Here is a 25802-nt window from a genome sequence, read left to right as displayed (position 1 = left end):
GCGCGTACCCTGGACTGATGCCTGAGCAGTTCTCCCGTCCGGTGCGCCGGCCCACCAGTGCCTTCGACAACATCGTGGGCAGTCACGATCCCGCCGAGGAGACGCGCGTCGCGCATGCGACCGCATCCGCTCTGCTGACCCGCGTGCGCGCCGATGAGAGCGGCGTGAGCGCCGACCGGCTCGTCGCCTTCACCGACGAGCACGGCATCGACGAGATCGCCGAGCTCTGGTCGAAGGCTCCGTCTCGCACTCTGCCGGGCGCGCTGTGGCGGCTGTACCTCCTGCAGCTGGCCATCCACGGCGATCCGCACACCGCGGCCCTGCTGTACGAGCGGGGCAGAGTGGAGCTCGCATCCGTGGATGCCGTGATCGCCGGAGCGCCGGTGCCGGCGAACCCCGACGAGCTCGTCGCCCTGATCGACACGATCCTCCGCGGTGCATTTCGCGGAGACTTCGCGGTCGCCCTCGATCGGGCCGCGGCGTTCTGCCGGGTCCAGGCCTCGGGCGCGACCCACGCGGCGGACGACTATGAGCCGACCGAACCGTCGCGTGCGAGCGAGCTCACCACCCGCGCCCTGCGCCTGAGCAGCTATGCGCAGGACCTGTCTGCCGCGGCTGTGCTGTGGCGCTCGGGCGCATTGGCCTGAATCGACGCGGCGGCCGGGTTCTCGTCGGGATCCGTGCCCGGGCATGAAAAGACCGGGCCGCAAAAACGCCTCTCGGCGGAAGGCCGCTCGCAGCGGCAAAAATTGGAGCCCGGGGTTATGCGGCCCGGCCACTCCAGTGTAACAAGTTCGCGCTGAAGCTATTCCCGGGGCTCTAGGCTCGGATCATGACACGGCGCTTTGCTCTGATGATCGATCCTGCGACGGCCGACGCCGACCGCTCCGACTTCGCAGACACGTTCACCCTCGTCGATGCCGCCGCACCGGCGCTGAGCGTGGGGGAGCTGAGCACGCAGCGCGGCGACGGGGTGTTCGAGTCGATCGGCGTGATCGACGGGCATGCACAGGAGGTCGTGCCGCACCTCGAGAGGCTCGCGCACTCAGCGCAGCTGTGCGACCTGCCGCTCCCCAATCAGGCGCAGTGGCACCAGGCCGTCGAGCGAGCGGCCGCCCACTGCGAACAGGGTGAGTACGTCATCAAACTCATCCTCAGCCGTGGGGTCGAGCACGGCCCCACACCGACCGCCTGGGTCACGGCCGCACCGGCATCCGACTTCTCGGCGGTGCGCGAGCAGGGGATCCGCGTGGTCACCCTCGACCGCGGGTACGACCTCGACGTGGCTGAGAAGGCACCGTGGCTGCTGCTCGGCGCCAAGACCCTCTCGTATGCGGTGAACATGGCGGCGCTTCGCGAAGCGCACCGACGTGGAGCTGACGACGCGATCTTCCTCTCGCGTGACGGCTTCGTGCTCGAGGCACCGACCGCGTCGCTGATCCTGCGCTTCGGCGAGCGTTTCGTGACGCCGGCGCCCAACGGCGGCATCCTGCACGGTACGACGCAGCTCAGCGTCTACGAGCACCTCACCGCGCGCGGATTCGTCGCCGAGTATGCGCAGGTGCCGGCATCCGACCTGTCGCGTGCTGACGCCGCCTGGCTCGTCTCCAGCGTCCGCCTCGCCGCCCCGATCACCGCCGTAGACGGAGTCGAGCTGCCCGTCGATCGCGCGCTCACGGCCGATCTCAACGAGTACCTCCTCTCGCCCCGAGACTGAGGCGCGCCCGGTCGCAGGAACGAGAGAGGGCCCGACGCCGAAGCGCCGGGCCCTCTCTCGGTCTGAGACCGGATGCTTATCCGAAGCGTCCCGAGACGTAGTCCTCGGTCGCCTGCACCGACGGGGTGGTGAACATCGTGCGGGTGTCGTCGTACTCGATGAGCTTGCCGGGCTTGCCGGTGCCGGCGATGTTGAAGAATGCGGTCCGGTCGGACACGCGGCTCGCCTGCTGCATGTTGTGCGTCACGATGACGACGGTGTACTCCGACTTGATCTCGGCGATGAGCTCCTCGATCGCGAAGGTCGAGATCGGGTCGAGCGCCGAGCAGGGCTCGTCCATCAGGATCACGTCGGGGGAGACGGCGATGGCACGCGCGATGCACAGACGCTGCTGCTGGCCGCCCGAGAGACCCGATCCGGGGCGGTCGAGGCGGTCCTTGACCTCGTTCCAGAGGTTCGCGCCACGCAGGGACTTCTCGACGAGAGCATCCTGATCGCTCTTCGCCATGCGTGTGTTGTTGAGCTTGACGCCCGCGAGCACGTTCTCCTTGATCGACATGGTGGGGAACGGGTTGGGACGCTGGAACACCATGCCGACCTGACGACGCACCAGCACGGGGTCGACGCCGGCGCCGTAGAGGTTCTTGCCGTCGATCAGCACTTCTCCCTCGACACGCGCGCCGGGGATGACCTCGTGCATGCGGTTGAGGGTGCGCAGGAACGTGGACTTGCCGCAGCCGGACGGGCCGATGAACGCCGTGACGGTGTTGGGCTTGATCTCGATGCTGACGCCTTCGACGGCGAGGAAGTCGCTGTAGTAGACGTTGAGGTCGTTGACTTCGATGCTCTTGGACACGTGTGATCCTTCTTCTTCAGTCGGGAAAGACGGCTCAGCGGCCGTTGATCTTGGGGGCGAACACCTTGGCGATGATCCTGGCCAGCAGGTTCAGCACCATCACGATGACGATCAGGGTGAGGGCGGCGGCCCAGGCCCTGTCGAGGTAGGCATCGACGGGGATGCCGGGGTACTTGGCCTGCATGTACGAGAACACGGGTAGCGTCGCCATCTGCCCGCTGAACATGTTCAGGTTCATGCCCTGCACGATGCCGACCGTGAGCAGCAGCGGCGCGGTCTCACCGATCACGCGTGAGATGGCGAGCATGATGCTGGTCAGGATTCCGGCGATGGCGGTCGGCAGGACGACCTTGATGATCGTCAGCCACTTCGGCACACCGAGCGCGTAGGCGGCCTCTCGGAGCTCGTTCGGGACGATCCTCAGGAGTTCCTCGGAACCGCGCACGACCACGGGGATCATCAGCACCGAGAGGGCGAGCGAGCCCATGATGCCCATGCGGGTGCCGGGGCCGACGATCAGCGAGAAGACGGAGTAGATGAACAGACCGGCGACGATCGACGGGATGCCCGTCATGACGTCGACGAGGAACGTGATGCCGCGGGCGAGCTTGCGTCCCTCTCCGTACTCGACGAGGTAGATCGAGGTCATCAGACCGATCGGCACCGAGATGATCGTGGCGCCCAGCGTGATGAGGAGCGTGCCCCAGATGGCGTGCACCGCGCCGCCGCCTTCGCCGACGATGTTGCGCATCGAGAAGCTGAAGAACTCGCCGTCGAACCGCATGAGGCCGTTGACGACCACGGTGTACAGCAGCGAGATGAGCGGGAGGAGCGCGACAACGAAGGCGCCGGACACCAGCGCCGTCATGAGGCGGTCGATCGCGTGGCGACGGCTCTCGACCACGGTGGAGATCACGAAGATCAGAACCATGTAGAAGATGAGGCCGACGACGAGGGTGAGTGCGATGTTGAAGTCGGCGGGGTCGTTGCCCGCGTTGACGAAGGCGAAGATCGTGGCCGACACCACGAAGGCGGCCAGCAGCAGCGCCCAGGGCGCCCACCGGGGAAGATGACCTGCCGACGTGCTGTGCACCGGAGCGGCGACGGATGACGGCGAGGGCGTGAGGGTGGCGGTCATGTCAGTTGGCTCCCGAGAACTCAGCACGGCGCGAGACGATCCAGCGGGCCACGAAGTTGACCGCGAAGGTGACGATGAAGAGGATCAGACCCGCCGCGATGAGCGTGTTGACGCCCTCGTCGTGGGCCTCGGGGAACCGCAGCGCGATGATCGCGGGGATCGTCGTCGGGTTCTCCGGGTTGAGCAGGTTGAACGTGACGATGCCGAGAGGCGAGAGCACGAGGGTCACGGCCATGGTCTCGCCGAGCGCGCGTCCGAGGCCGAGCATGGCGCCCGACACCATTCCGCTGCGTGCGAAGGGCAGGACGGCCATGCGGACCATCTCCCAGCGGGTGGCCCCGAGCGCGAGCGCCGCCTCCTCATGGAGCTTCGGCGTCTGCAGGAACACCTCGCGGCAGATCGCGGTCATGATCGGCAGGATCATGACGGCGAGCACGAGGGATGCGGTGAGGATCGTCTTTCCCGTGCCCGAGGGCGTGCCGCTGAAGATCGGAATCCAGCCGAGGTTCTCGTTGAGCCACTTGTAGAAGGGCACGAGCATCGGGGCGAAGGTGAGGGCTCCCCAGAGGCCGAAGACGACCGACGGGACCGCCGCGAGCAGGTCGATGATGTAGCCGAGGAACCCGGCGAGGCGTCGCGGGGCGTAGTGCGAGATGAACAGAGCGATGCCGATCGCGATGGGAGCGGCGATCACGAGGGCGATGAAGCTCGACCACAGCGTTCCGAAGACGAACGGCCAGACCCAGGACAGGAACGACTGACCCTCGAGGATGTGGTTGCCGCTCGTGTCTCCCGAGAGCGCGGGGATCGACTGCACGATGAGGAACAGGGCCACGGCGGCGAGCGTGACGAGGATGATGATTCCCGCGGCCAGCGCGGTGCCCGAGAAGACGAGGTCTCCCCGTCGACGCAGCTTGGGGGGTGTCCCGGCTGAACGGGTGGTATCGGGACCCGTTGTGGTTGTGGACATCGGAGCGACTCCAGGCTCTGAGGGACTTTCGGGGGTTTTCATGCGGGTGCCCCCGGGTGTCGGTCGAGTCCTCTCGACCGACACCCGGGGGCGTCGGACCGGGGCTCAGCGGTGGGCTGAGCCTTCGGTCACTCCGTGACGATCGCGTCGATCGCGGTGCTGATCTGGTCGCGCAGGCTGTCCGAGATCGGCGCGCTGCCCGCGGCCTCGGCTGCGGCATCCTGACCCTCGGCCGATGCGACGTACTGGAAGTACGCCTTCACGAGGCCGGCGGTCTCGGCGTCGTCGTACTCGACGCAGCCGATGAGGTAGGACACGAGTGCGATCGGGTACGAGCCGGCGGGTGCGGCGGCCGGGTCGACGGCGAACGCGAGGTCGTGGTCCGAGCGGCCCTCCTCGAGCGGCGACGCCTCGACGAGCGCGGCTGCGGCGTCTGCCGAGTAGGGGACGTACTCGCCCTCGACCTCGACGGCGACCTGTCCGAGCTCGGAGGTGCGCGACGCGTCGGCGAAGCCGATGTAGCCGGAGCCGTTGGTGATCGCGTCGACGACGCCCGAGGTGCCGTCGCCGGCCTCGCCGGTCTGCAGGGGCCACTCGTCGCTGGGCTCGTAGGTCCACACGTCGGGGGCGACGGCGCTGAGGTACTTGGTGAACGTCTCCTGCGTGCCCGAGGGGTCGGAGCGGTGCACGGTCACGATGGCCTGGTCGGGCAGTTCGACGCCCTCGTTCTGCGAGGCGATCGCTTCGTCGTTCCACTTCGTGATGGTGCCCGCGAAGATCTTGGCGATGGTCTCGCCGTCGAGGTTCAGCTCGTCGACGCCCTCGAGGTTGAACGCGACGGCGACGGGGGAGATGTAGACGGGGATCTCGACGATCTCGTCGGAGGCGCACGAGCCGAAGCCGCCCGCGGCGAGCTCGTCGGCGTTGAACGCGCGGTCGGAGCCGATGAAGTTCGACGAACCGGCGATGAAGTTCTCGCGGCCGGTGCCCGAACCCGTCGCGGTGTAGTTCACCGTGGTGTCGGGGTTGGCGGTCTGGAATGCGGCGACCCAGGACTGCTGGGCTGCTTCCTGCGAGGAGGCTCCGGTGGCCTCGATGGTGCCGGAGAGAGTGGATTCGCTCGGCGCGTCGGTGGTTCCGCCGGTTCCGCCTTCGTTCGCGGCACAGCCGGCGAGGGCGAGAGCGGCCACGGCGCCGACGGCGCCGATACGTGCGATTCGGGAGATCTTCACTGTGGATCCTTCGATCTTTGATGTGGTGGGGCCCGGTGCAGGGCACACAGTGACGCTATGTGCGGCGGTTAACGAGACTCTCCCGTGCAGGTGAACGGCAGGTGAACGGCGCGCGTCTCTCTGGGGCATGCGAAAGGCCGCATCCGTCGACGGATGCGGCCTTTCGTCGTCTTTCGCAGCGCGCTAGACCTTGGGGATGTGCGTCTCGATCGCGATGATCCCCGACCCCGGGTTGGAGGCTGAGAGGTGCGCGACCGAGAAGGCGGCCGGTTCGAGGTCGGCCGCGCTGCTGACATAGGAGCCGCGGACCGTTCCGGTGGCCAGGGCGATCTCGGTCAGGATTCCCGGGAGCACAGGGCCATGGCTGCACAGCACTGCCGGCTTGCCCGACCGCACGCGGCGACCGACGATCGAACGCAGATCGTCTTCGCCGTCCTCCCACGCGTCCTGACTGATCTTCGGCGTGGTGACGGTCTTCCGATCGAGGGCCTTCGCGAGCGGGGTCACGGTCTGCATGCAGCGCACGGCATCACTCGTGATGATCTTGCGCACGCCGAAGGCCCGCAGCGGGCCGACGATCGACTTCGCCTGATGCAGGCCTCGATCGGTCAGAGGACGTTCGGCATCCGGGCCGTCCCAGTCGCCGCGCGAGAGCGCCTTCGCGTGGCGCAGGGCGATGATCGGGAACGTGCGCAGCACGCCGTCATCGACGAGCTGAGCGAAGAAGTCGAGGATCTCGATGTCGACCGGGTAGCTCAGCCGGTCGCGCGCCTTCTTGACGCTGACCCATTCGAGCGCGGCGATCTCGCGATTCGGCACGAACGTCGAGGCGCGGATCGCGTCGGACGTGGCCTCGGCCGCCCAGTAGTGCACGACCTTCTGCTTGCTGGAGGGCAGATGGTAGCGGCTCACGCCGACGGGGACTCCGAGCGAGACGCGGATGCCGGTCTCTTCGTGCACCTCCCGCACAGCCGTCTCGGCGAGCATCTCACCGGGGTCGACCTTGCCCTTGGGAAGCGTGACGTCGCGGTACTTGGTGCGATGGATCAGAAGGATCCGCAGCTTGCCGTCGATGAGTCGCCAGACGACCGCGCCGGCCGCGTACACGGCCTTGTCCGTCCACTTCGACCGTGCTGCCCTCATGCTCGAATCGTCGTTCATCGAACCGCCCGTGCACGACGGCGTCGCTGGACCAACCCCATGGTCTTGTCCTGCAGGTCGATGAGCGGCTTGCCTGCGGCATCCGTGGCGTGCCGGGTCCAGACGCCGTCGGCGCCGAGGTGCCACGAGGTGGTTCCTGGGTCCATGGCGAGGTCGAAGAAGTCGAGCAGGTCCTTCATGTGACCGGGGTCGGTGACGCGCACCAGCGCCTCGACGCGGCGGTCGAGGTTGCGGTGCATCATGTCGGCGCTGCCGATGTACACCTGCGCGTCGCCGTCGTTGTGGAACGCGAAGATGCGCGAGTGCTCGAGGTAACGACCGAGGATGCTGCGGACGGTGATGTTGTCGCTGATCCCCTCGAGGTCGGTGCGCAGACTGCAGATGCCTCGCACCCACACGTCGACCTTCACGCCGGCGGCGCTCGCGCGGTACAGGGCGTCGATGACCTCTTCGTCGACCATCGAGTTCACCTTGATGCGGATGCTCGCCGGCTTGCCGTTCTCGGCATTGCGGCGCTCGTGGTCGATCTGGCGCACGAGGCCCTTGCGCAGGTGGAGCGGCGCGACGAGCAAGCGCTTGAACTTCTTCTCGATCGCGTATCCGCTGAGCTCGTTGAACAGGCGCGTGAGATCCTTGCCGACCTGGGCGTCGGTAGTGAACAGCCCGAAGTCCTCATAGATGCGGCTGGTCTTCGGGTTGTAGTTGCCCGTGCCGATGTGCGAGTAGTGACGCAGCACGCCGTCTTCCTCACGGATGACGAGCGCGAGCTTGCAGTGGGTCTTGAGTCCGACGAGGCCGTAGACGACGTGGACGCCCGCCTTCTCGAGCTTGCGCGCCCAGACGATGTTGTTCGCCTCGTCGAAGCGGGCCTTGACCTCGACCAGCGCCAGCACCTGCTTTCCCGCTTCGGCGGCGTCGATCAGCGCCTCGACGATCGGGCTGTCGCCCGAGGTGCGGTAGAGAGTCTGCTTGATCGCGAGCACGTGCGGGTCGCGCGCCGCCTGCTCGAGGAAGGAGACGACACTCGTGGTGAACGACTCGTACGGGTGGTGCACGAGCACGTCCGACTTGCGGATCGCCTTGAAGATGTCGGCTCGGGTGTTGCTCCCGGTCGGCTGGAAGGCGACTGCCGTGGTCGGAAGATGCGGCGGGTAGCGGAGATCCGGGCGATCGACGCGCGACAGGTCGAAGAGACCTCGGAGGTCGAGCGGTCCGGGGAGTCGGTAGATCTCCTGGTCGGTGATCTCGAGCTCGCGCACGAGGAGGTCCATCGTGACCTCGTCCATGTCGTCGGTGATCTCGAGGCGGATCGGCGGACCGAAGCGGCGGCGGAGCAGCTCGGCCTCGAGCGCCTGGATGAGGTTCTCGCTCTCGTCCTCCTCGATCTCCACATCCTCGTTGCGGGTGAGGCGGAAGGCGTGGTGGTCGAGGACCTCCATGCCCGGGAAGAGATCGCCGAGGTGGTTCGCGATGAGCTCTTCGAGCGTGAGGAAGCGCTTGATCTCGCCGGAGCCCGGAACCTCGACGAATCGGGGAAGCATGGGCGGCACCTTGAGGCGCGCGAACTCCTGACGCCCGGTGCGGGCGTTGCGGATGCGGATGGCGAGGTTCAGCGACAGCCCGGAGATGTACGGGAACGGGTGCGCCGGGTCGACCGCGAGCGGCATCAGCACGGGGAACACCTGGGCGCCGAAGTACTCGGAGAGCTTGGCTCGCTCCTCGTCGGTGAGCTCGGCCCACTCGGTGATCTCGATGCCGGACTCGGCCAGCGCCGGACGCACGAGCGACTTCCAGGCGTCGGCGTGACGCAGCTGCAGTGCGTGCGCCTCACGGGCGATGTCGGCGAGGGCGTCGGCGGGGGAGCGGCCGATGTTGGTGGGCACCGCCAGACCGGTCAGGATGCGGCGCTTGAGTCCGGCGACGCGCACCATGAAGAACTCGTCGAGGTTGCTCGCGAAGATGGCGAGGAAGTTCGCACGCTCGAGTTCGGGGAGCGACGGATCCTCCGCGAGTTCGAGCACGCGCTGGTTGAAAGCGAGCCAGCTCAGCTCGCGATCGTGGTAGCGGTGGTCGGGGAGAAGCGAGTCGGGGGACTCGACGGCATCGAAGTCGTCATCTTCAGCGTCACCGAGACCTGCGTCGGCGAGTGCGGGATCGATCATGGGGTACATCTAAGCACCGTGAGGTGACGCGCGTGTGAACTGACGGTGCGTGCGTCACCGCGATGCGGCGACCGTCTCCTCGTCATAAACGTTGAATCGGTAGCCGACGTTGCGGACCGTGCCGATGATCTGCTCCTGGTCGCCCAGCTTCGCCCGCAGGCGTCGCACGTGCACATCGACGGTTCTGGTGCCGCCGAAGTAGTCGTAGCCCCACACCTCGCTGAGCAGCTGCTCGCGCGTGAACACCCGCGACGGGTGCGTGGCGAGGAAGTGCAGGAGCTGGAACTCCTTGTACGTGAGGTCCAGCGGGCGCCCTCTGAGCTTCGCCGAATACGACTGCTCGTCGATCGTGACGCCGGAGGCCTGCACGCGCGTCGGCTCTGCGACCTCGTCCCGGCGGGCGAGGGCGAGCCGCACGCGGGCATCGGTCTCGGCCGGGCCGGCGGTGGCGAGGAGCACGTCGTCGATGCCCCAGTCCCCGGACAGCGCGCTCATCCCGCCCTCCGTCACGACGAGCAGCAGCGGCGCATCCTGACCGGTGGCTCGCAGCAGGCGGCAGAGCGACTTCGCGCCGACGAGGTCGAGACGCCCGTCGACGATCACGATGTCGTATTCGGGGGCGCTCACGAGTTGGGCGGGCTCGGCCGGGATCTGGCGCACTCGATGGCTGAGGAGCTCGAGTGCGGGCAGGACCTGCTCCGAGACCGGAGCATTGGTCAACACCAGGACCTGGGCCACACGCACTCCTTCCGGACGGCGGGGTACGCCGTGCCGCAATGATACCGGGCGCCGATGGGTCACAATGGAGTCATGACGGATCCAGCGCTCGCACCGCGTAATGCTTTCGTCGGCGTGCTCATCGTCTGGGCGGTCGCCTTCGTCGCCTCGATCGGCGTGGGCATCTTCGTCGCCGAGGAGTGGCGAGTGCCCTGGCTGCTCGTGGTCTTCGGCGCGATCGTGCTCCTCTCCTTCGCCGTGCAGCTGCAGTACGGGCGCACGCAGGGCTTCATCTTCCGCGTGGGCGCCAGCACCATCGGCGCACTGCTGCTGATGGGCGTGATCTCGGTCGGCTTCGGCCTCGCCGCTCTCGTCACCTGATCAGCGGACGAGACACCCGGCCTGCTGGAGGGTAAAGTGGAGGCCATGGACCTCATGGCGCTCGAACTCTTCTTCATCGGCCTTCTGGGGCTGGCGAGCCTCGCGATCGCCTTCGTCTCGGTCGTCGTGCTGCGGAACCTCTTCCGCGGCCAGCGCTGAGCATCGTGCTCGAGCTGCCCACCGATCTCCCGGCCGACCTCGCGCCGCTCTCGTGGCTGATCGGCGTCTGGGAGGGCACCGGGGTCATCGACTATCCGGTCGGCGACGACCGTCTGCAGGGCGAGTTCACCCACCGGGTGAGCTTCAGCCATGACGGCGGACCCTTCCTGAACTACTCCGCGACGGCGATCCTGGCGGGCGAAGACGGTGCCGTCTCGATCCCGCTCGTCGCCGAGAGCGGCTACTGGCGTCTCTCCCGGCCGGCCTCCGACTCCGACGCCGGCCCCGCACTGCTGCCGCCGCGCGCCGAGCAGGTCGTGCGCAGCGTCGACGACGTGGAGGAACTGCGCGCTCCCTCAGGCGGCTTCCCGATCGAGATCTCGATCGCCCACGCCGACGGGACGCTCGAGCTTTACCTCGGCGAGATCAACGGTCCGCGTATCGACATCGCCTCCGACGCCATCGTGCGCGGAGCCGGGGCCAAGGAGTACGGCGCAGCCACGCGGATGTACGGCCTGGTCGACAACCACCTTCTCTGGGCCTGGGACATCGCGGCTCTCGGCACGCCGATGCGGTCTCACGCCTCCGCTCGACTCGCGAAGGTCTGACATGACCGGATTCACCGACTTCCCGGGCGCTGTGATCGCCGAGCACGGGATCGCGCACTTCGGCGACGCCTTCCGCGAGCAGCGTCGTCTCGCAGACGGCGCGGCCCTGGTTCCGCTCGGCGACCGGACGGTCATCGAAGTCGCCGGTCCCGAACGGCTGGGGTGGCTGGACTCGATCACCTCTCAGTCCGTGGGGCGACTCGCTGCCGGCGAGAGCACGGAACTGCTGGTGCTCGACCCTCAGGGGCGCGTGGAGCACGCGGCAGGGGTCGTCGACGACGGCTCGTCGACCTGGCTGATCGCCGACACCGACGACGCGGAGGCGCTCGCGACCTGGCTGACGCGCATGAAGTTCCGCACCCAGGCGACCGTGGCTGTGCGCCCCGATCTGGCGTTGCTCGGCTTCGTCGACGGTGGCGCGGCGGCTGAGCGTGCGACTGCTGCCGCATCCGCTCCGTCCGGCGCTCCGCTGATCTGGGCCGACCCCTGGCAGCGCGTGAGCGCGGGTGGTCATCAGTACGCCGAGGTCACCGATCACCCGGGCGCAGAGCTCGCGTGGAGAGTGGCGATCGCGACGACCGACGCCGCTGACGCGCTCGCCGCGACCCTGTCGTCCGAAGAGGTGGCAGGGCTCCTCGCCGCCGAGGCACTACGCGTCGCCGCCTGGCGTCCGCGGTGGTCGGCCGAGGTCGACGAGCGCTCGCTGCCCCACGAATCGGACTGGATCCGCACCGCGGTGCACCTGAACAAGGGGTGCTACCGCGGCCAGGAGACGGTGGCCAAGGTGCACAACCTCGGACACCCGCCTCGCAGGCTCGCGGCGCTGCACCTCGACGGCAGCGAGGCGGTGCTGCCGGCAGTCGGCGATGCGGTCTTCGCCGGCGACGACGAGGTGGGGCACATCACCTCCGTCGCCAGACACCATGAAGACGGCCCGATCGCGCTCGCGATCCTGTCTCGTCGCACACCGGTGGGCGATCTCGTCGTCCGAGCCGAGGGCGCCGACATCGCCGCGACCCAGCAGGTCATCGTGCCGGCGGATGCGGGTGCCATGGCCGACATCCCGCGCCTCACCCGGCTGTCCCGTCGCCCCAGCGCCCCGGATCCCCGTCAGGCGGGCTGAGCGAGGCGTGCAGGGCCCACCCGTCAGGGGAGGGGAGCCACCGCATCCCAGGGGAGCGTGAGCTCGCCCAGTCGCCACCTGGTCTTGCCGCCCAGCACCGGCCACCCCTGATCCCGGAGCGCCGCGACCGCGGCCAGGAACCGCTGCGTCGCGCCGAAAGTCGACAGCGGTGCTGCACGGTCCCATTCGCGGTCGAGGTCGACGAGCAGGGAGTGGATCCGCTCGCCAGGCACGTTGCGGTGGATGAGAGCCTTAGGCAGGCGCTCTGCGACGATGCTCGGATGTTCGAGGTCGGCGAGTCGGAGCGAGATCGTGAATCGCAGCGGCACCCCCGTCGGGCCCACGTCGACCCAGCTCGACACGCGCCCGATCTCATCGCAGGTGCCCTCGACGAGAAGCCCGTCACGAGACAGCCGAGTCGACATGGTGCGCCAGGCGCTCGCGACGTCGCCCTCATCGTACTGCCGCAGCACGTTCATGGCCCGGATGACCGCGGGTCGGCGTCCGGCCGGCAGCGGCACCTCGAACCCTCCACGGGCGAACGAGACTCGGAGGTCGGGGGAGAAGGGCGTGCGCGCAGCCTGCACCTCGGCGAGCTGGCGGTTCGCAGTGGCCACTCGCTCCGGATCGATCTCGAGGCCACGCACCTCGGCATCCGCGCGGACGCGCTGCAGACGGGTCGCGAGCTCGAACGCCGTCACGCCGCTGGCGCCGTAGCCGAGGTCGATCACCAGCGGGTCTTCGGCTCGGCGGAACGCGGGGCTCGCCGCGATCCATCGATCGTTGCGGCGCAGCCGGTTCGTCCCGGTTGTGCCGCGGGTCGGCCGACCGAGAGGAGATGACGCCATGCGTCAATCCTCGCAGGGCACGGGCGTGGACGCGTCGAGCTGCGCCGATAAACTGACGTCATGACTTCGAAGCGCACCCTGATCCTGCTCCGTCACGGCCGGAGCGAGTGGAACGAACTGAACCTGTTCACCGGCTGGGTGGACGTCCGCCTCAACGAGCAGGGCAAGAAGGAGGCTCAGCGCGGCGGCGAGCTGCTGGCCGAGGCCGGTATGCTGCCCGACGTGCTGCACACCTCTCTGCTCAGCCGTGCGATCCAGACCGCGAACATCGCCCTCGACGCAGCCGACCGCCTGTGGATTCCCGTGACGCGCTCGTGGCGCCTCAACGAGCGTCACTACGGCGCCCTGCAGGGCAAGGACAAGGCGCAGACCCTCGAGGAGTTCGGCCCCGAGCAGTTCCAGCTGTGGCGTCGCTCGTTCGACGTGCCGCCGCCCCTGCTCGACGATGAGAGCGAGTTCAGCCAGGTCGGCGATGTGCGATACGCCGACATCGACGGCGAGGTGCCCCGCACCGAGTCGCTGAAGCTCGTGATCGACCGCCTGCTGCCGTACTGGAACGACGCGATCGTCCCCGACCTCGAGGCCGGCAAGACGGTTCTCGTCACCGCCCACGGCAACTCGCTGCGCGGCCTGGTGAAGCACCTCGAGGGCATCAGCGACGACGACATCGCCGAACTCAACATCCCCACCGGCATTCCGCTGGTCTACGAGCTCGACGAGAACAACGTCCCGACCGGCCCCGGTCGTTACCTCGACCCCGAGGCCGCTGCCGCAGGCGCCGCCGCCGTGGCTGCGCAGGGCAAGAAGTAGCACCGGACGACGCAGGGGGCGGATGCTGTCAGCATCCGCCCCCTGCTTCTCTGTCGTGACGCCTCAGGCGTGACCGAACTCGCGCTGCTGCTCGGCTGCGAGGGGGATGTCCTCCTCTTCGACGCGCCAGTCACCGGTCGCGAGGTACACGACCTTCTTGGCGACGGCGACGGCGTGGTCGGCGAAGCGCTCGTGGTAGCGGCTGGCGAGCGTGGCGTCGACCGTCGCGGTCGCCTCGCCCTTCCAGTTGTCGCTGAGCACCTTCTCGAACACGCTGGCGTGCAGCTCGTCGATGTCATCGTCGGTGTTGCGGATGGTGTCGGCCAGGCGCAGGTCCTGGGTGCGCAGCAGCTCCGAGAGAGTGCGCGAGATCTCGACGTCGAGCTCGCCCATCTTGGTGAAGGTGCCCTTGAGACCCTTCGGGATCGCGCGCTCCGGGAAGCGGAGGCGAGCGAGCTGGGCGATGTGCTCTGACATGTCGCCCATGCGCTCGAGCGAGGCGCTGACACGCAGCGCGATCACCACGATGCGCAGGTCGCGGGCGACGGGCTGCTGACGGGCGAGGATCTCGATGGCCTGCTCGTCGAGCTTGACCGCCAGCTCGTCGATCTTCGCGTCGTCGGCGATGACCTCTTCGGCGAGCTCGACGTCGCTGGTGGCGAACGCACGCGTCGCCTTGTCGATCGAGACCGTGACGAGGTCGGCGATCTCCACGAGACGGGACTGCAGGTCCTCGAGGGACTGGTGGAAGACTTCGCGCATGTGGGCGCAACCTTTCATTCGGGTCTCGACTGTGGTGACAGCGCGAGACGGCTGGGTCGTCCGCGCGGGAGGAGAGGTCCGCGCTCCCGCACAGGCCCGAAAGCGATTGTCTGCTTCGAAGGTTAACGAACGGTGCCCAGCACGTGAATAGTACTTCTCGCGTTGTTGCCAGCACAGGAGAACCCGCCGATCCGGCGGTGAACGCACTCTACGCTGTGGTTATGACCTTGCCGCAGATCGCGCTGCTCGCGTTGGCCGTCGGCCTCGTGATCGGCATCGGCCTTTCGCTTCTCATCGCCTGGGCGTACCGCGCCAGGGCACGGGTCGCCGACGAGACGTCACTCGCCGTTCCGGCGGGCGTCACCGCGGTGCTGGGCAGCATGGACGACGCAGCCTGCGTGGTCGATTCCTCGGGGCTCGTGCTCGCCGTCTCCAAAGCAGCCACGCGATTCGGCATAGAGGTGGGAGCACCGCTGGAGAATCCCGAGCTGCGTCAGCTCGTGCGCGGCGGCCGCAACGACGGCGGCTCGGCGACCGAATCTCTGCGCATCACACGGGGCGGGCTCAGCCTCGATCCCCGACTCGTCTCGGCACGCGCGAGTGTGATCAGCCCCCGCATGACCCTGCTGATCATCCGCGATGTCACCGAGCAGGAGCGCCTGGATCAGATGCGCCGCGATTTCGTCGCCAACACGAGCCACGAGCTCAAGACCCCGGTCGGGGCGGTGACCCTGCTGGCCGAGGCCATCGAGTCCGCGGCGGACGATCCTGCGCAGGTGCGCCATTTCGCCACCCGGATCTCGGCCGAGGCCGCTCGTCTCGGTCAGCTGACCGGCCGCATCATGAGTCTGTCGAGGCTCCAGACCGACGACGCGCTGTCGGACGTGCGCCCCGTCTCGATCGACGAGGTGCTGGCGACCGCCCTCGAGGCGCATGTCGTGCAGGCCGACTCGGCCGGGGTCGAGCTCGCTCGCGGCGGCGACCGGGGAGTCTGGGTGCGCGGTGACTCGCAGATCCTGATCGAGGCGTTCGGCAACCTCATCGCCAACGCGATCGTCTACTCCCCGAGGGGGTCCCGCGTCGGCATCGGAGTGAAGGCCGACGACGGTGTCGTCGAGATCGCGGTGTCCGACCAGGGCATCGGCATCGCGGAGGCGGATCGAGAGCGGATCTTCGAGCGCTTCTACCGTGCAGACGAGGCGAGGTCGCGCCGCACCGGCGGAACCGGACTCGGACTCTCGATCGTCAAGCACGCCACACAGCGCCACGGTGGCGAGGTGCGCCTCTGGTCGCGCCCCGGACGAGGCTCGACCTTCACCATCAGGCTTCCCACGATCGATGCTCCCCCGAGCATCGACAGGGACAAGAAGAACAAGAAGAAGCGCGAGCGCAAGGCGGCGAAGGCCGCAGCTCGCGTCCGAAACGGAGAGAACGCATGACCCGCATCCTTCTCGTCGAAGACGAGCCCGACCTCGCCGACCCGCTCGCCTACCTGCTGCGCCGAGAGGGGTACGAGGTCGAGATCGCCGAGGACGGTCCGGGGGCGCTGACCGCGTTCCGCGAGCGCGGCGCCGATGTGGTGCTCCTCGACCTGATGCTGCCCGGCATGCCGGGCACCGAGGTGTGCCGGCAGATCCGCTCGACCTCTGCCGTGCCGATCATCATGGTCACGGCCAAGGACTCGGAGGTGGACATCGTCGTCGGGCTCGAGCTCGGCGCCGACGACTACGTCACCAAGCCGTACTCGTCGCGTGAGCTGCTGGCTCGGATGCGCGCGGTGCTGCGCCGCGTGGTCCAGGCCGACAGCGAGCTCGACGAGCGCGTGCTCGACGGCGGCCGCGTCTCACTCGACATCGACCGCCACACGGTGACGGTCGCCGGTCAGCAGATCAACATGCCGCTGAAGGAGTTCGAACTTCTCGAGGTGCTCATGCGCAACTCGGGTCGCGTGCTCACGCGCGGTCAGCTGATCGACCGGGTGTGGGGCAGCGACTACTTCGGCGACACCAAGACCCTCGACGTGCACATCAAGCGCATCCGCTCGCGGATCGAGGAGAACCCGGGCGAGCCGGTCATGCTCGTCACCGTCCGGGGCCTCGGCTACCGATTCGAGGGCTGAGCGAGGGCTGAGCCCCAGCGCCGTACAGAAGAGGCCGTCACCCCGGGGGTGACGGCCTCTTCTTCAGCGTGTGCGCCGGATCACTCCGAGGGAGCGGGGGCGGCCGTGTCGGACGGGACCGGCTCCGGCGTGGGGGTCGACTTCGTGGCGCTGGGCACCAGGTCGGCGTAGTACGGCAGCGCGCCGTCGAGAACCGGGACCTCGGTCTTGGTGCCGGCGCCGTCACCCGACTGGAAGTGGATCTCGATCGTCGCACCGGGCATCGTGTCGAGGTCTTCGATGCGCAGCGGCTCCTCATCGGCGCCGAAACTGACGGTCTTGCCTGCGGGCACCGACACGGTGAACGGGTCGAGCCCGTCGATCGTCATCGTGAGCGTGGCCTTCTCGGTGGTCGGGTTCACGACGGCGGCGACGAAGTTGCCGACGGAGCCGTCTTCGTTCGCGACGATGAACGCGTTGCGCACGTCGATCGGGCCGTCCGAGTCCGAGACGTTGACGCCGTCCGAGGCCGAGTACTGGACCTCCGTCGACTGCGGCGTAATGAACGTGCAGCCGGTCGCGCCGAGAAGAACGAGGGCGCTGATGGCGGCAGACGCAACAAGGCGCGATTTCACGGGTCCTCCTGAGGTCCGACGGGATATCCGCATCCATTCTATGCGCATGCGGGATGCCCCCTGAGGACGTGGAGGCGCGAACCTTAGCGCATTCCCCCTGTGGTATCCTTGAGGTTGCCGAAAGGACAAGTTTTTATGCTTTTTGAGGTTGGCGAAACTGTCGTCTATCCGCACCATGGCGCTGCGACCATCATCGAGGTCAAGGAGCGCATCATCAAGGGTGAGGCGAAGAAATACCTGAAGCTCAACGTCACCCAGGGGGACCTCATCATCGAGGTGCCCGCTGAGAACGTCGATCTCGTCGGGGTCCGCGATGTCATCGGCCGAGAGGGCCTCGACGCTGTGTTCGAGGTGCTTCGCGCGCCGTTCACCGAAGAGCCGACCAACTGGTCGCGTCGTTACAAGGCGAACCTCGAGAAGCTCGCCTCCGGCGATGTCATCAAGGTGAGCGAGGTCGTGCGCGACCTGTGGCGTCGTGACCAGGACCGCGGGCTGTCTGCGGGTGAGAAGCGGATGCTGGCCAAGGCGCGTCAGATCCTCATCTCCGAGCTCGCGCTCGCTGAGAAGACCGACGAGGACAAGGCGAGCGCACTGCTCGACGAGGTCCTCGCGTCCTGAGTGGACTGAGAGAAGGCGGGTGCTTCGGCATCCGCCTTTTTTCGTGCGCGCCGGTAACGTGAACCTGGTGAGCATGCTTCCCGTTCCTGACACCGCGATCATCGTCGTCGCCGCCGGCTCCGGCACCCGACTGGATGCCGGAGCGCCCAAGGCGTTCGTCGGCATCGACACGCATTCGATCCTCCGCCACGCGCTCGACGGGGTCTTCGCCGCCGCCCCCGCCCAGGTCATCGTCGTCGCCCCTGCCGGGTTCGAGGGCGACGCCGAGACCGAGGTCCGCGCCGCCGCCGGCGACCGCATCGATCTCGGCAGGGTCGTGACGGGCGGGGCTACGCGGCAGGAGTCCGTGGCCGCCGGTCTCGGAGCGCTGTGGGGCGATGTCACGCGAGTGCTCGTTCATGACGCGGCTCGTGCTCTGACGCCCCCCGAGATCATCGATGCGGTGGCGGCGGCCACCGACGGCGAGAGTGGGGTGATCCCGACCCTCCCGGTCGTCGACACGCTGAAGCGGGTGGAGGGGGATGCGGTCATCGCGCCGGTCGACCGGTCCGAGCTCGCCGCGGCGCAGACTCCTCAGGGTTTCCCGCGGGCTCTGCTCGAGGCCGCATACGAAGCGGCGGCCGCGTCGGGCATCGAGTACACCGACGATGCGGCGCTGTTCGCGGCGGCCGGGCATCTCGTGCGACAGATCGCCGGGTCGCCTCGCGGATTCAAGATCACCACGCCGGCCGACCTCGAGCGCGCCCGTCATCTGCTGGCGGACGTGCAGACGCCGACGTCCGTGCCGGACTCCGTGCCGGACTCCACATGGACCGGACCCCGGCTCGGGCTCGGCACAGATGTGCACGCGTTCGGCGGAGACGGCAACCTGTGGCTGGCCGGCATCGAGTGGCCGGGTGAGCGAGCGCTCTCGGGTCACTCCGACGGCGACGCCGTGGCCCACGCGATGGTCGACGCCCTGCTGGGCGCCGCGGGGCTCGGCGACATCGGCGAGCACTTCGGCACCGCGCACCCCGAGTACACCGGCGCTCACGCAGAGGTCTTCCTCGCCCGCACCCGCGAGCTCCTCCACGAAGCGGGCTATGCGATCGGCAACGTGTCGGTGCAGTTCCAGGGCAATCGACCGCGCTTCAGCGGCCGCCGTGCCGAGGCCGAGCGGGTGCTCTCGGCGGCACTCGGCGGCGCGCCGGTCTCGGTCACGGCCACCACCACCGACGGCTTGGGGTTCCCCGGCCGCGGGGAGGGCATCGCGGTGACGGCGGTCGCCATGGTCCACCCGACCTGACGCTGCGGACGGCATCGGGGAATGCGTCGGCATCCGCCGTCGTTGTCGGACATCGTCGTGCGGCAGTCGCATGCGGAGAAGGAGGCGTCATGAGGATTCTCGTCATCGGAGCCAGTGGTCAGGTAGGACGAACCGCCGTCCACGCGCTGAACGGTCATGAGATCATCGCCGCATCGCGCAGCAGTGAGCCCTCGGTGGACGTCACGGATCCGGCTTCCGTCGAACGCCTGTTCGCGACAGTCGGCCAGGTCGATGCCGTGATCGTCGCGGTGGGGGAGGTGCCGTTCCGGCCCCTCGACGGGCTGACCCGTGGAGACTACGAATCCGCGTTCCGGGGCAAGGTGCTGTCGCAGCTCGACGTCGTGCGCATCGGCACGTCGTTCGTGCGCGACCGCGGGTCGTTCACCCTGACCTCCGGCATCCTCGCGCGTGAGCCCATCGCGGCGGGCGCTGCCGCGTCGTTCGCGAACGGGGCCGTCGAGTCCTTCGTGCTTGCGGCGGCCACCGAACTGCCCCGCGGCATCCGCATCAACGCCGTGAGCCCGTCGGTGCTCGAGGATGCGCCGTCGTATCACTCGTCGTTCCCCGGTTTCGTGCCCGTGTCGTCGCACCGCGTCGGACAGGCGTACGCGAAGAGCGTGCTCGGGGTGCAGACCGGGCAGGTGTTCCCGGTCGACTGAGGGTCGGCGAGGCGGTTCGAGGGCCCGGGGTCACACCCAGTCAACGGGATCGGCGGCCCGGTAAGCTTGTGCGGTGACTCTCCGCCTCTACGACACCCGCGCACAGCAGCTGCGCGACTTCGTGCCTCTCGATCCCGAGAATGTCACGATGTATGTCTGCGGACCCACGGTGCAGTCGGGCCCCCACATCGGGCACGTCCGCGCAGCTTTGAGCTTCGATCTGCTGCGACGCTGGCTGACGCACCGGTACGGCCGGGTCACGTTCGTGCGCAACGTCACGGACATCGACGACAAGGTGCTCGCGAACGCGACCGACACTGAGCCCTGGTGGGCGCTGGCGTACCGGATGGAGCAGGAGTTCACCGCGGCATATGCCGGAATCGGCATCCTTCCGCCGACCTACGAGCCCCGCGCGACCGCCTCCGTGCCCCAGATGCAGGAGATCATCGCGACCCTCATCGAGCGCGGTCATGCGTACCCCGCGCCCGACGGCTCGGGAGATGTCTATTTCGACGTGCGCTCGTGGTCGGACTACGGCTCACTGACGAATCAGTCGATCGACGCCATGGAGGCAGCGGAGGACGCCGACCCCCGAGGCAAGCGCACCCCTCAGGACTTCGCGCTCTGGAAGGGCGCGAAGGCCGATGAGCAGGCGGATGCCACGTGGCAGTCTCCCTGGGGCGCGGGCCGCCCCGGCTGGCACATCGAGTGCTCGGCGATGTCGAAGCGCTACCTCGGCCCCGAGTTCGACATCCACGGCGGCGGACTCGATCTGCGCTTCCCGCACCACGAGAACGAGCTCGCGCAGTCGACCGCTGCCGGAGACCGGTTCGCGAGGTACTGGGTGCACAACGGCCTCGTGACGGTGGGCGGGCAGAAGATGTCGAAGTCCCTCGGCAACTTCACGCTCGCTCGCGATGTGCTCGCCGAGCGCGACCCGCAGGTCGTGCGCTACGCGCTCGCCGCCGCGCACTACCGGTCGAGCCTCGACCTCTCGGAGTCGTCGTGGGCCGAGGCCGAGGCGGCGCTGGGGCGGATCCGCACGTTCGTCGAACGCGCGGAGCGCATGCTCCCTCAGACGATCGGCTGGGCGGAGCCCACCCCGATGCCCGACGCCTTCGCGACCGCGATGGATGACGACCTCGGCATTCCCCAGGCGCTCGGGGTCCTGCACGACACGGTGCGCGCAGGCAACGCGGCGCTCGACGCGGGCGACATCGACGGTGCGGCCTCGGCGAGGCACGAGGTCATCGCGATGCTCGACGTGCTCGGATTCGATCGTGTCGGTGAGGCGTCGGGAGGCGGCGACGCGCAGGCGTCCGCTCTCGACGCGCTCGTGCAGACGATGATCACGCAGCGTGCGCAGGCGCGCGCTGACAAGGACTGGGCGGCGGCCGATCGCATTCGTGATGCGATCGCCGCCGCAGGAATCACGCTGGAGGACTCTCCGGCCGGAACTCATTGGAGTATCGATGGCTAAGCCAGGCAACCCCTCAGCGGGCAAGGGCAAGAAGAAGGGCCCGAGCAAGGGCACAGGCGGACTCGGGCGCAAGGCGCTCGAGGGCCGCGGACCGACCCCCAAGGCCGAGGACCGCGCATGGCACCCTGCCGGCAAGCGCAAGGCCGCGGCCGAGCGCTATGCGGCGTCCGGCGGGAAGGGAAAGCCGGGGCAGCGTCAGACCGCCGGCGGCAACCCCAACCGGTCGGCACGCGCGAAGGACAACACCACCGAGGTCGAGGTCGTCACCGGCCGCAACTCGGTGCTCGAGGCTCTGCGTGCGAAGATCCCCGCGTCGGCGTTCTACATCGCGCAGCGCGTCGAGATGGACGACCGCGTGAAGGAGATGCTGTCGCTCGCGACCAACCGCGGCATCCCGGTGCTCGAGGTCACGCGTCAGGAGCTCGACCGCATGGCCGGGTACGACGGGGTGCACCAGGGCGTCGCCGTCAAGGTTCCGCCCTACGAGTACGCCCACCCGCAGGATCTGCTCGAGGCAGTGATCGACAAGGGCGAGGTTCCGCTGTTCGTCGCCCTCGACGGCATCACCGACCCGCGCAACCTCGGCGCGATCATCCGCTCGACCGGCGCTTTCGGCGGCCACGGCATCATCCTGCCGCAGCGTCGCTCGGCCGGTGTGAACTCCGCGGCCTGGAAGACCAGCGCCGGTGCGGCAGCGCGTGTGCCGGTCGCTCTCGCGACGAACCTCACGACGCAGCTCAAGGAGTTCAAGAAGCAGGGTGTGTTCGTGCTCGGCCTCGACGGCGACGGCGACGTGCTGCTGCCCGAGCTGCAGCTCGCAGACCGTCCTGTCGTGATCGTCACCGGTTCCGAGGGCAAGGGTCTGTCGCGCCTCGTCGCCGAGACCTGCGACCAGATCGTGTCGATCCCGATCTCTGCTGTGACCGAGTCGCTCAACGCCGGTATCGCGACCTCGGTCGCGCTGTACCAGGTGTCGACCATCCGCAACGCGAAGAAGTAGGGGAGAAGCTCATGGCTCGCATCGTCGTGCTCGGGGGAACCGGCTACGCCGGCCGCCACATCGTCTCGGAGGCGGTGAACCGCGGGCACGAGGTCGTCTCGGTCTCTCGCTCCGCACCGTCGAACCCGGTCGAGGGTGCGCAGAACGTCCAGGGGTCCGTGCTCGACCTCGCGAGCCTCGGCGACGTCTTCGACGGTGCTGACGCCGTCGTGTCGGCATTGTCTCCTCGCGGCGACATGGAGAACTCGGTGCTCGATGCGCTCGGCGGCCTCGTCGAGAAGCTGAGCGGCACAGAGACGCGCGTCGGCGTGGTCGGCGGCGCGGGCGGGAGCCTCATCGCCCCCGGAGGGCCCCGACTCTTCGACCAGGGCTTCCCGGAGGAGTACAAGCACGAGGCGCAGGTAGGCCTCGACTCGCTCGCGCTGCTGGAGCAGACCGACGACTCGCTCGACTGGTTCTTCATCCACCCCGCCGAGGTCTTCGGACCCTGGGCAGAGGGCGAGCGCACCGGTCACTACCGCGATGGCGGCGACGTCATCGTGCGCGACGCCGACGGCAAGTCGTTCATCTCCGGTGGCGACTTCGCCGTCGCCGTGGTCGACGAGATCGAGCAGGGCAACCACCACCGCGAGCGCTTCACCGTCGGTTACTGAGGCTGCACGGTCAGACGAGGTCGCGCCAGTCGACCTCGTCGTCGTCATCGGCGACCGGATTCGTGCCGGTGACGACGGGCAGGCTCATCGTCTCGGTGGGCGGGCCCATGATGGTCGCCTCATCGCGGCGGTGCCGCAGCACCTCGTTGATGTAGCTCGTCAGCACCTCGGCGAGCGGAACAGAGCGTCCCTGAGCCTGTGACAGGTACCACCGGTGCTCGAGAACCTGGTGGAACACCTCGGCGGGTTCGAGCTTGGCCCGCAGCTCCCAGGGGATCGCACGGACCACCGGTTCGAACACGCGGGTCAGCCACTCGTGCGCGTACATCTCCTCGTCGGCCCACTGCTTTGTCGAGCGAGCGCGGAACTCATCGAGGTCGTTGAGCAGGCGTCGAGCCTGGTTCTCTTCGACGTCGAGGCCGGTCAGGCGGATCAGGCGACGCTGGTGGTGTCCCGCGTCCACGACCTTGGGCTGGATCTCGACGACCGTGCCGTCGGAGGTCGTCGACATCGACATCTCATCGATGTCGAACCCGAGGGCGTTGAGACGCTCGACACGTTCGGTGATGCGCCAGGTCTCGGCAGAGGCGAAAGACTCCTGCGCGGTCAACTCGGCCCACAGCGAGCGATATGACGAGACGATGCCGTCGGCGATCGCGACCGCATCGACGCCGTGCTCCAGGCGCCCGCCGGCGGCGAGGTCCATGATCTCGCCGGCGATGTTGGTGCGGGCGAGATCGAGATCGTAGGCGCGCTGGCCGTCGGTCAACCCCTCTTCGTGCAGCTCGCCGGTCTCGGCGTCGACGAGATAGGCCGCGTACGCACCTGCGTCGCGGCGGAAGAGCGTGTTCGACAGCGACACGTCGCCCCAGTAGAAGCCGACGTTGTGCAGGCGCACGAGCAGCACGGCCAGGGCGTCGACGAGACGCGTGGCGGTGTCGGGGCGCAGCACGCGGGTGAAGAGCGCACGGTAGGGCATGGAGAACCGCAGGTGCGATGTCACGAGGGCGGCAGCGAGCGGCTCGCCGTCGGCATCCGAGCGCCCGGCGATCACAGCGACGCGGTCGACGCAGGGCACGTCGAGCTTGGCGAGGTTGCCGAGCATCTCGTACTCGCGCCTCGCCATCTCGTCGGTCGTCTCCTTGACGGCGACGACCTTGCCCGACAGATCGGCGAACCGCACCAGATGCCGCGAGAGCCCCTTCGGGAGCGACACGATCAACTCGGACGGCCACTTGGCGAGCGGTGTCGACCAGGGCAGCGCGAGCAATCCCGGATCGATCGAACTCGCGGTGATCCGCAGCGCATCCTGCATGTCTCTCCAGTCGGTGGGGGAAAGAAGAAGCGGCGCGGGCGACCGAAGTCAGCCCGCGCCGCGTCCGTGGATCCGATCAGGCGGAGACGATCGGCTTGTCGTTCAGGCGCACACCCGACTCGATGTCGAACGCGTGCACGTGGCCTGCGTTCGCCGCGAGGGTGACGGTCTCGCCGGCGTTGGGGTGGCTGCGGCCGTCGACACGAGCGACCAGGTCGGCGCGCTTGCCGTTGATCTCGGTGTGACCGTAGAGGTAGCCGTCGGCGCCGAGCTCCTCGACGAGGTCGACGACGACCGCGAGGCCCTTGCCGTCGGCCGGGCCGACGGTGATGTCCTCGGGGCGCACACCCACGGTGACCTGCGAGCCGTTGGCGCGGCCGACCGTGTCGCGGTCGAGCGGGACGACCTCGGTGCCGAAGCGCACGCCGCCCTCAGCCAGGTCTGCGCTGAACAGGTTCATGGCAGGCGAGCCGATGAAGCCGGCGACGAACACGTTCTCGGGCTTCTCGTACAGGTCGCGCGGCGTTCCGACCTGCTGGAGCAGGCCGTCCTTGAGCACGGCGATGCGGTCGCCCATGGTGAGCGCCTCGGTCTGGTCGTGCGTGACGTAGACCGTGGTGACGCCGAGACGACGCTGCAGCGACGCGATCTGCGTACGGGTCTGGACGCGGAGCTTGGCGTCGAGGTTCGACAGCGGCTCGTCCATGAGGAAGACCTGGGGCTGACGGACGATCGCACGGCCCATGGCGACGCGCTGACGCTGACCACCCGAGAGGGCCTTCGGCTTGCGGGTCAGGTACTCCTCGAGGTCGAGCAGCTTTGCGGCCTCCAGAACGCGGGTCGCGCGCTCTTCCTTGCCGACGCCGGCGATCTTGAGCGCGAAACCCATGTTCTCGGCGACCGTCATGTGCGGGTACAGCGCGTAGTTCTGGAACACCATCGCGATGTCGCGGTCCTTCGGCGGCACGTCGGTGACGTCGCGGTCACCGATCAGGATGCGCCCTGCGTTGACCTCTTCGAGGCCGGCGAGCATGCGAAGCGAGGTGGACTTTCCGCAGCCGGACGGGCCGACGAGGACGAGGAACTCGCCGTCGGCGACCTCGAGGTTGAGCTTGTCGACAGCCGGGCGGGTTCCGCCGGGGTAGAGGCGGGTGGCCTCGTCGAAAGTCACAGATGCCATTGTGTTTCTCCTTCACCGGCAGGTACGTGCCGGACGATCCGTAGTGATAGAGCGGCGGAGCGATCCACCGTGACCCCTCATCGGGTCGGAATCAGTATGGCAGAAGCTCGTCCATCTGGGTATTTCTCAGCCTGGCTGGTTAACATCGATCTCGGCCGCCTTTCGCGGCGTTCGCCGCCCGAGTGGCGTCCGGGGCCACCCTGCCCCCCTGAGA

General features: G+C 68.2%; 26 protein-coding genes. 14 read left to right on the top strand and 12 right to left on the bottom strand.

Going from position 1 to position 25802, the window contains the following annotated elements; all coding sequences use genetic code 11:
- Positions 1 to 17: 17 nt before the first annotated feature.
- Together ASF87_RS01505 and ASF87_RS01500 are read left to right on the top strand one after the other, a co-directional pair.
- Positions 18 to 647: a hypothetical protein gene (locus ASF87_RS01505; protein ID WP_042539728.1), complete on the top strand. Its 630-nt coding sequence runs from the start codon at positions 18 to 20 to the stop codon at positions 645 to 647.
- A gap of 185 nt (positions 648 to 832) precedes the next feature.
- Positions 833 to 1717 carry an aminodeoxychorismate lyase gene (locus tag ASF87_RS01500; RefSeq protein WP_056373636.1) on the top strand — a complete coding sequence of 295 codons (885 nt, stop codon included), beginning with the start codon at positions 833 to 835 and terminating at the stop codon, positions 1715 to 1717.
- 76 nt (positions 1718 to 1793) lie between these two features.
- Here ASF87_RS01500 and pstB read toward each other — a convergent pair whose 3' ends face one another.
- The 7 genes from pstB to ASF87_RS01465 form a co-directional block, all read right to left on the bottom strand.
- On the bottom strand, positions 1794 to 2573 hold the full coding sequence (gene pstB / locus ASF87_RS01495; protein WP_042539732.1) for a phosphate ABC transporter ATP-binding protein PstB: 780 nt from the start codon (positions 2571 to 2573) through the stop codon (positions 1794 to 1796).
- Between the two features lie 34 nt (positions 2574 to 2607).
- Positions 2608 to 3711 carry a phosphate ABC transporter permease PstA gene (gene pstA / locus ASF87_RS01490; protein WP_042539734.1) on the bottom strand — a complete coding sequence of 368 codons (1104 nt, stop codon included), beginning with the start codon at positions 3709 to 3711 and terminating at the stop codon, positions 2608 to 2610.
- 1 nt (position 3712) lies between these two features.
- A complete protein-coding gene (pstC, locus tag ASF87_RS01485; protein ID WP_056373635.1) occupies positions 3713 to 4681 on the bottom strand; it encodes a phosphate ABC transporter permease subunit PstC in 969 nt (322 codons plus the stop codon).
- 128 nt (positions 4682 to 4809) lie between these two features.
- On the bottom strand, positions 4810 to 5913 hold the full coding sequence (gene pstS / locus ASF87_RS01480; protein WP_056373633.1) for a phosphate ABC transporter substrate-binding protein PstS: 1104 nt from the start codon (positions 5911 to 5913) through the stop codon (positions 4810 to 4812).
- A gap of 183 nt (positions 5914 to 6096) precedes the next feature.
- Complete coding sequence (locus ASF87_RS01475) at positions 6097 to 7056, bottom strand: NUDIX hydrolase (RefSeq protein ID WP_056376282.1); 960 nt, start codon at positions 7054 to 7056, stop codon at positions 6097 to 6099.
- Between the two features lie 14 nt (positions 7057 to 7070).
- Entirely contained in the window at positions 7071 to 9236 is a 2166-nt protein-coding gene (locus ASF87_RS01470) for an RNA degradosome polyphosphate kinase (RefSeq protein ID WP_056373631.1), read from the bottom strand.
- Positions 9237 to 9290: 54 nt separating this feature from the next.
- Positions 9291 to 9974, bottom strand: coding sequence for a winged helix-turn-helix transcriptional regulator (locus ASF87_RS01465; RefSeq protein ID WP_042539745.1), 684 nt, complete (start codon positions 9972 to 9974; stop codon positions 9291 to 9293).
- A gap of 72 nt (positions 9975 to 10046) precedes the next feature.
- Between ASF87_RS01465 and ASF87_RS01460 the strand changes: the two genes are divergently transcribed.
- From ASF87_RS01460 to ygfZ, 3 genes are all read left to right on the top strand, one after another.
- On the top strand, positions 10047 to 10334 hold the full coding sequence (locus tag ASF87_RS01460; RefSeq protein ID WP_042539747.1) for a hypothetical protein: 288 nt from the start codon (positions 10047 to 10049) through the stop codon (positions 10332 to 10334).
- A gap of 164 nt (positions 10335 to 10498) precedes the next feature.
- Positions 10499 to 11101, top strand: coding sequence for an FABP family protein (locus tag ASF87_RS01455; RefSeq protein ID WP_056373630.1), 603 nt, complete (start codon positions 10499 to 10501; stop codon positions 11099 to 11101).
- Between the two features lies 1 nt (position 11102).
- A complete protein-coding gene (gene ygfZ / locus ASF87_RS01450) occupies positions 11103 to 12224 on the top strand; it encodes a CAF17-like 4Fe-4S cluster assembly/insertion protein YgfZ (protein WP_056373627.1) in 1122 nt (373 codons plus the stop codon).
- A gap of 23 nt (positions 12225 to 12247) precedes the next feature.
- On the opposite strand, the gene ASF87_RS01445 is transcribed toward ygfZ, so the two are convergent.
- The gene (locus ASF87_RS01445) at positions 12248 to 13072 is read right to left on the bottom strand and encodes a class I SAM-dependent methyltransferase (RefSeq protein ID WP_056373625.1); all 825 of its coding nucleotides are present in this window, start codon (positions 13070 to 13072) and stop codon (positions 12248 to 12250) included.
- Positions 13073 to 13132: 60 nt separating this feature from the next.
- Between ASF87_RS01445 and ASF87_RS01440 the strand changes: the two genes are divergently transcribed.
- A complete protein-coding gene (locus ASF87_RS01440) occupies positions 13133 to 13882 on the top strand; it encodes a phosphoglyceromutase (protein WP_056373623.1) in 750 nt (249 codons plus the stop codon).
- A gap of 63 nt (positions 13883 to 13945) precedes the next feature.
- Here ASF87_RS01440 and phoU read toward each other — a convergent pair whose 3' ends face one another.
- Positions 13946 to 14644, bottom strand: coding sequence for a phosphate signaling complex protein PhoU (phoU, locus tag ASF87_RS01435; RefSeq protein ID WP_042539758.1), 699 nt, complete (start codon positions 14642 to 14644; stop codon positions 13946 to 13948).
- Positions 14645 to 14865: 221 nt separating this feature from the next.
- Here phoU and ASF87_RS01430 point away from each other — a divergent pair, with 221 nt between their 5' ends.
- Both ASF87_RS01430 and ASF87_RS01425 read left to right on the top strand, forming a co-directional pair.
- The gene (locus ASF87_RS01430; protein ID WP_056373621.1) at positions 14866 to 16083 is read left to right on the top strand and encodes a sensor histidine kinase; all 1218 of its coding nucleotides are present in this window, start codon (positions 14866 to 14868) and stop codon (positions 16081 to 16083) included.
- Positions 16080 to 16763, top strand: a complete 684-nt coding sequence (locus ASF87_RS01425; RefSeq protein ID WP_042539762.1) for a response regulator transcription factor — start codon at positions 16080 to 16082, stop codon at positions 16761 to 16763. Before ASF87_RS01430 ends, ASF87_RS01425 begins: the two co-directional genes overlap by 4 nt.
- A gap of 80 nt (positions 16764 to 16843) precedes the next feature.
- Here the strand turns inward: ASF87_RS01425 and ASF87_RS01420 are convergent, their stop codons facing one another.
- The gene (locus tag ASF87_RS01420; RefSeq protein WP_056373619.1) at positions 16844 to 17377 is read right to left on the bottom strand and encodes a hypothetical protein; all 534 of its coding nucleotides are present in this window, start codon (positions 17375 to 17377) and stop codon (positions 16844 to 16846) included.
- A 135-nt stretch (positions 17378 to 17512) separates the two neighbouring features.
- Here ASF87_RS01420 and ASF87_RS01415 point away from each other — a divergent pair, with 135 nt between their 5' ends.
- The 6 genes from ASF87_RS01415 (at position 17513) to ASF87_RS01390 (ending at position 23093) form a co-directional block, all read left to right on the top strand.
- Positions 17513 to 17995, top strand: a complete 483-nt coding sequence (locus ASF87_RS01415; protein WP_042539766.1) for a CarD family transcriptional regulator — start codon at positions 17513 to 17515, stop codon at positions 17993 to 17995.
- Positions 17996 to 18068: 73 nt separating this feature from the next.
- Positions 18069 to 19280 (top strand): 2-C-methyl-D-erythritol 4-phosphate cytidylyltransferase, encoded by a 1212-nt coding sequence (gene ispD, locus ASF87_RS01410; RefSeq protein ID WP_442922802.1) that lies wholly within the window; start codon positions 18069 to 18071, stop codon positions 19278 to 19280.
- Positions 19281 to 19369: 89 nt separating this feature from the next.
- Complete coding sequence (locus ASF87_RS01405) at positions 19370 to 19960, top strand: short chain dehydrogenase (protein ID WP_056373618.1); 591 nt, start codon at positions 19370 to 19372, stop codon at positions 19958 to 19960.
- 73 nt (positions 19961 to 20033) lie between these two features.
- The gene (gene cysS / locus ASF87_RS01400; RefSeq protein WP_056373616.1) at positions 20034 to 21440 is read left to right on the top strand and encodes a cysteine--tRNA ligase; all 1407 of its coding nucleotides are present in this window, start codon (positions 20034 to 20036) and stop codon (positions 21438 to 21440) included.
- Positions 21433 to 22440, top strand: coding sequence for a 23S rRNA (guanosine(2251)-2'-O)-methyltransferase RlmB (rlmB, locus tag ASF87_RS01395; protein ID WP_042539772.1), 1008 nt, complete (start codon positions 21433 to 21435; stop codon positions 22438 to 22440). Before cysS ends, rlmB begins: the two co-directional genes overlap by 8 nt.
- An 11-nt stretch (positions 22441 to 22451) precedes the next feature.
- Entirely contained in the window at positions 22452 to 23093 is a 642-nt protein-coding gene (locus ASF87_RS01390; RefSeq protein ID WP_056373614.1) for an NAD(P)-dependent oxidoreductase, read from the top strand.
- Positions 23094 to 23103: 10 nt separating this feature from the next.
- Here ASF87_RS01390 and ASF87_RS01385 read toward each other — a convergent pair whose 3' ends face one another.
- Together ASF87_RS01385 and ASF87_RS01380 are read right to left on the bottom strand one after the other, a co-directional pair.
- Complete coding sequence (locus tag ASF87_RS01385) at positions 23104 to 24408, bottom strand: DUF4032 domain-containing protein (RefSeq protein WP_056373613.1); 1305 nt, start codon at positions 24406 to 24408, stop codon at positions 23104 to 23106.
- A 76-nt stretch (positions 24409 to 24484) separates the two neighbouring features.
- Entirely contained in the window at positions 24485 to 25588 is a 1104-nt protein-coding gene (locus ASF87_RS01380) for an ABC transporter ATP-binding protein (protein ID WP_056373611.1), read from the bottom strand.
- Positions 25589 to 25802: the final 214 nt, after the last annotated feature.

This window comes from Microbacterium sp. Leaf161 (assembly GCF_001423645.1).
In the GTDB taxonomy this organism is placed as follows: Bacteria; Actinomycetota; Actinomycetes; order Actinomycetales; family Microbacteriaceae; genus Microbacterium; species Microbacterium forte.
The sequence above is the reverse complement of the archived record's forward strand: the minus strand, read 5'-3'. Positions and strand labels throughout refer to the sequence as shown.

Excerpts from the sequence above, each read along its gene's own strand:
- ispD (WP_442922802.1), top strand. The coding sequence starts at position 18,069 with ATGCTTCCCGTTCCTGACACCGCGATCATCGTCGTCGCCGCCGGCTCC.
- ASF87_RS01505 (WP_042539728.1), top strand. The coding sequence starts at position 18 with ATGCCTGAGCAGTTCTCCCGTCCGGTGCGCCGGCCCACCAGTGCCTTC.
- ASF87_RS01390 (WP_056373614.1), top strand. The coding sequence starts at position 22,452 with ATGGCTCGCATCGTCGTGCTCGGGGGAACCGGCTACGCCGGCCGCCAC.
- ASF87_RS01470 (WP_056373631.1), bottom strand. The coding sequence starts at position 9,236 with ATGATCGATCCCGCACTCGCCGACGCAGGTCTCGGTGACGCTGAAGAT.
- pstC (WP_056373635.1), bottom strand. The coding sequence starts at position 4,681 with ATGTCCACAACCACAACGGGTCCCGATACCACCCGTTCAGCCGGGACA.
- ASF87_RS01405 (WP_056373618.1), top strand. The coding sequence starts at position 19,370 with ATGAGGATTCTCGTCATCGGAGCCAGTGGTCAGGTAGGACGAACCGCC.
- ASF87_RS01500 (WP_056373636.1), top strand. The coding sequence starts at position 833 with ATGACACGGCGCTTTGCTCTGATGATCGATCCTGCGACGGCCGACGCC.
- ASF87_RS01385 (WP_056373613.1), bottom strand. The coding sequence starts at position 24,408 with ATGCAGGATGCGCTGCGGATCACCGCGAGTTCGATCGATCCGGGATTG.
- rlmB (WP_042539772.1), top strand. The coding sequence starts at position 21,433 with ATGGCTAAGCCAGGCAACCCCTCAGCGGGCAAGGGCAAGAAGAAGGGC.
- ASF87_RS01440 (WP_056373623.1), top strand. The coding sequence starts at position 13,133 with ATGACTTCGAAGCGCACCCTGATCCTGCTCCGTCACGGCCGGAGCGAG.
- ASF87_RS01380 (WP_056373611.1), bottom strand. The coding sequence starts at position 25,588 with ATGGCATCTGTGACTTTCGACGAGGCCACCCGCCTCTACCCCGGCGGA.
- ASF87_RS01430 (WP_056373621.1), top strand. The coding sequence starts at position 14,866 with ATGACCTTGCCGCAGATCGCGCTGCTCGCGTTGGCCGTCGGCCTCGTG.
- ASF87_RS01475 (WP_056376282.1), bottom strand. The coding sequence starts at position 7,056 with ATGAGGGCAGCACGGTCGAAGTGGACGGACAAGGCCGTGTACGCGGCC.
- ASF87_RS01415 (WP_042539766.1), top strand. The coding sequence starts at position 17,513 with ATGCTTTTTGAGGTTGGCGAAACTGTCGTCTATCCGCACCATGGCGCT.
- ASF87_RS01425 (WP_042539762.1), top strand. The coding sequence starts at position 16,080 with ATGACCCGCATCCTTCTCGTCGAAGACGAGCCCGACCTCGCCGACCCG.
- ASF87_RS01460 (WP_042539747.1), top strand. The coding sequence starts at position 10,047 with ATGACGGATCCAGCGCTCGCACCGCGTAATGCTTTCGTCGGCGTGCTC.
- pstA (WP_042539734.1), bottom strand. The coding sequence starts at position 3,711 with ATGACCGCCACCCTCACGCCCTCGCCGTCATCCGTCGCCGCTCCGGTG.
- phoU (WP_042539758.1), bottom strand. The coding sequence starts at position 14,644 with ATGCGCGAAGTCTTCCACCAGTCCCTCGAGGACCTGCAGTCCCGTCTC.
- ASF87_RS01445 (WP_056373625.1), bottom strand. The coding sequence starts at position 13,072 with ATGGCGTCATCTCCTCTCGGTCGGCCGACCCGCGGCACAACCGGGACG.
- ygfZ (WP_056373627.1), top strand. The coding sequence starts at position 11,103 with ATGACCGGATTCACCGACTTCCCGGGCGCTGTGATCGCCGAGCACGGG.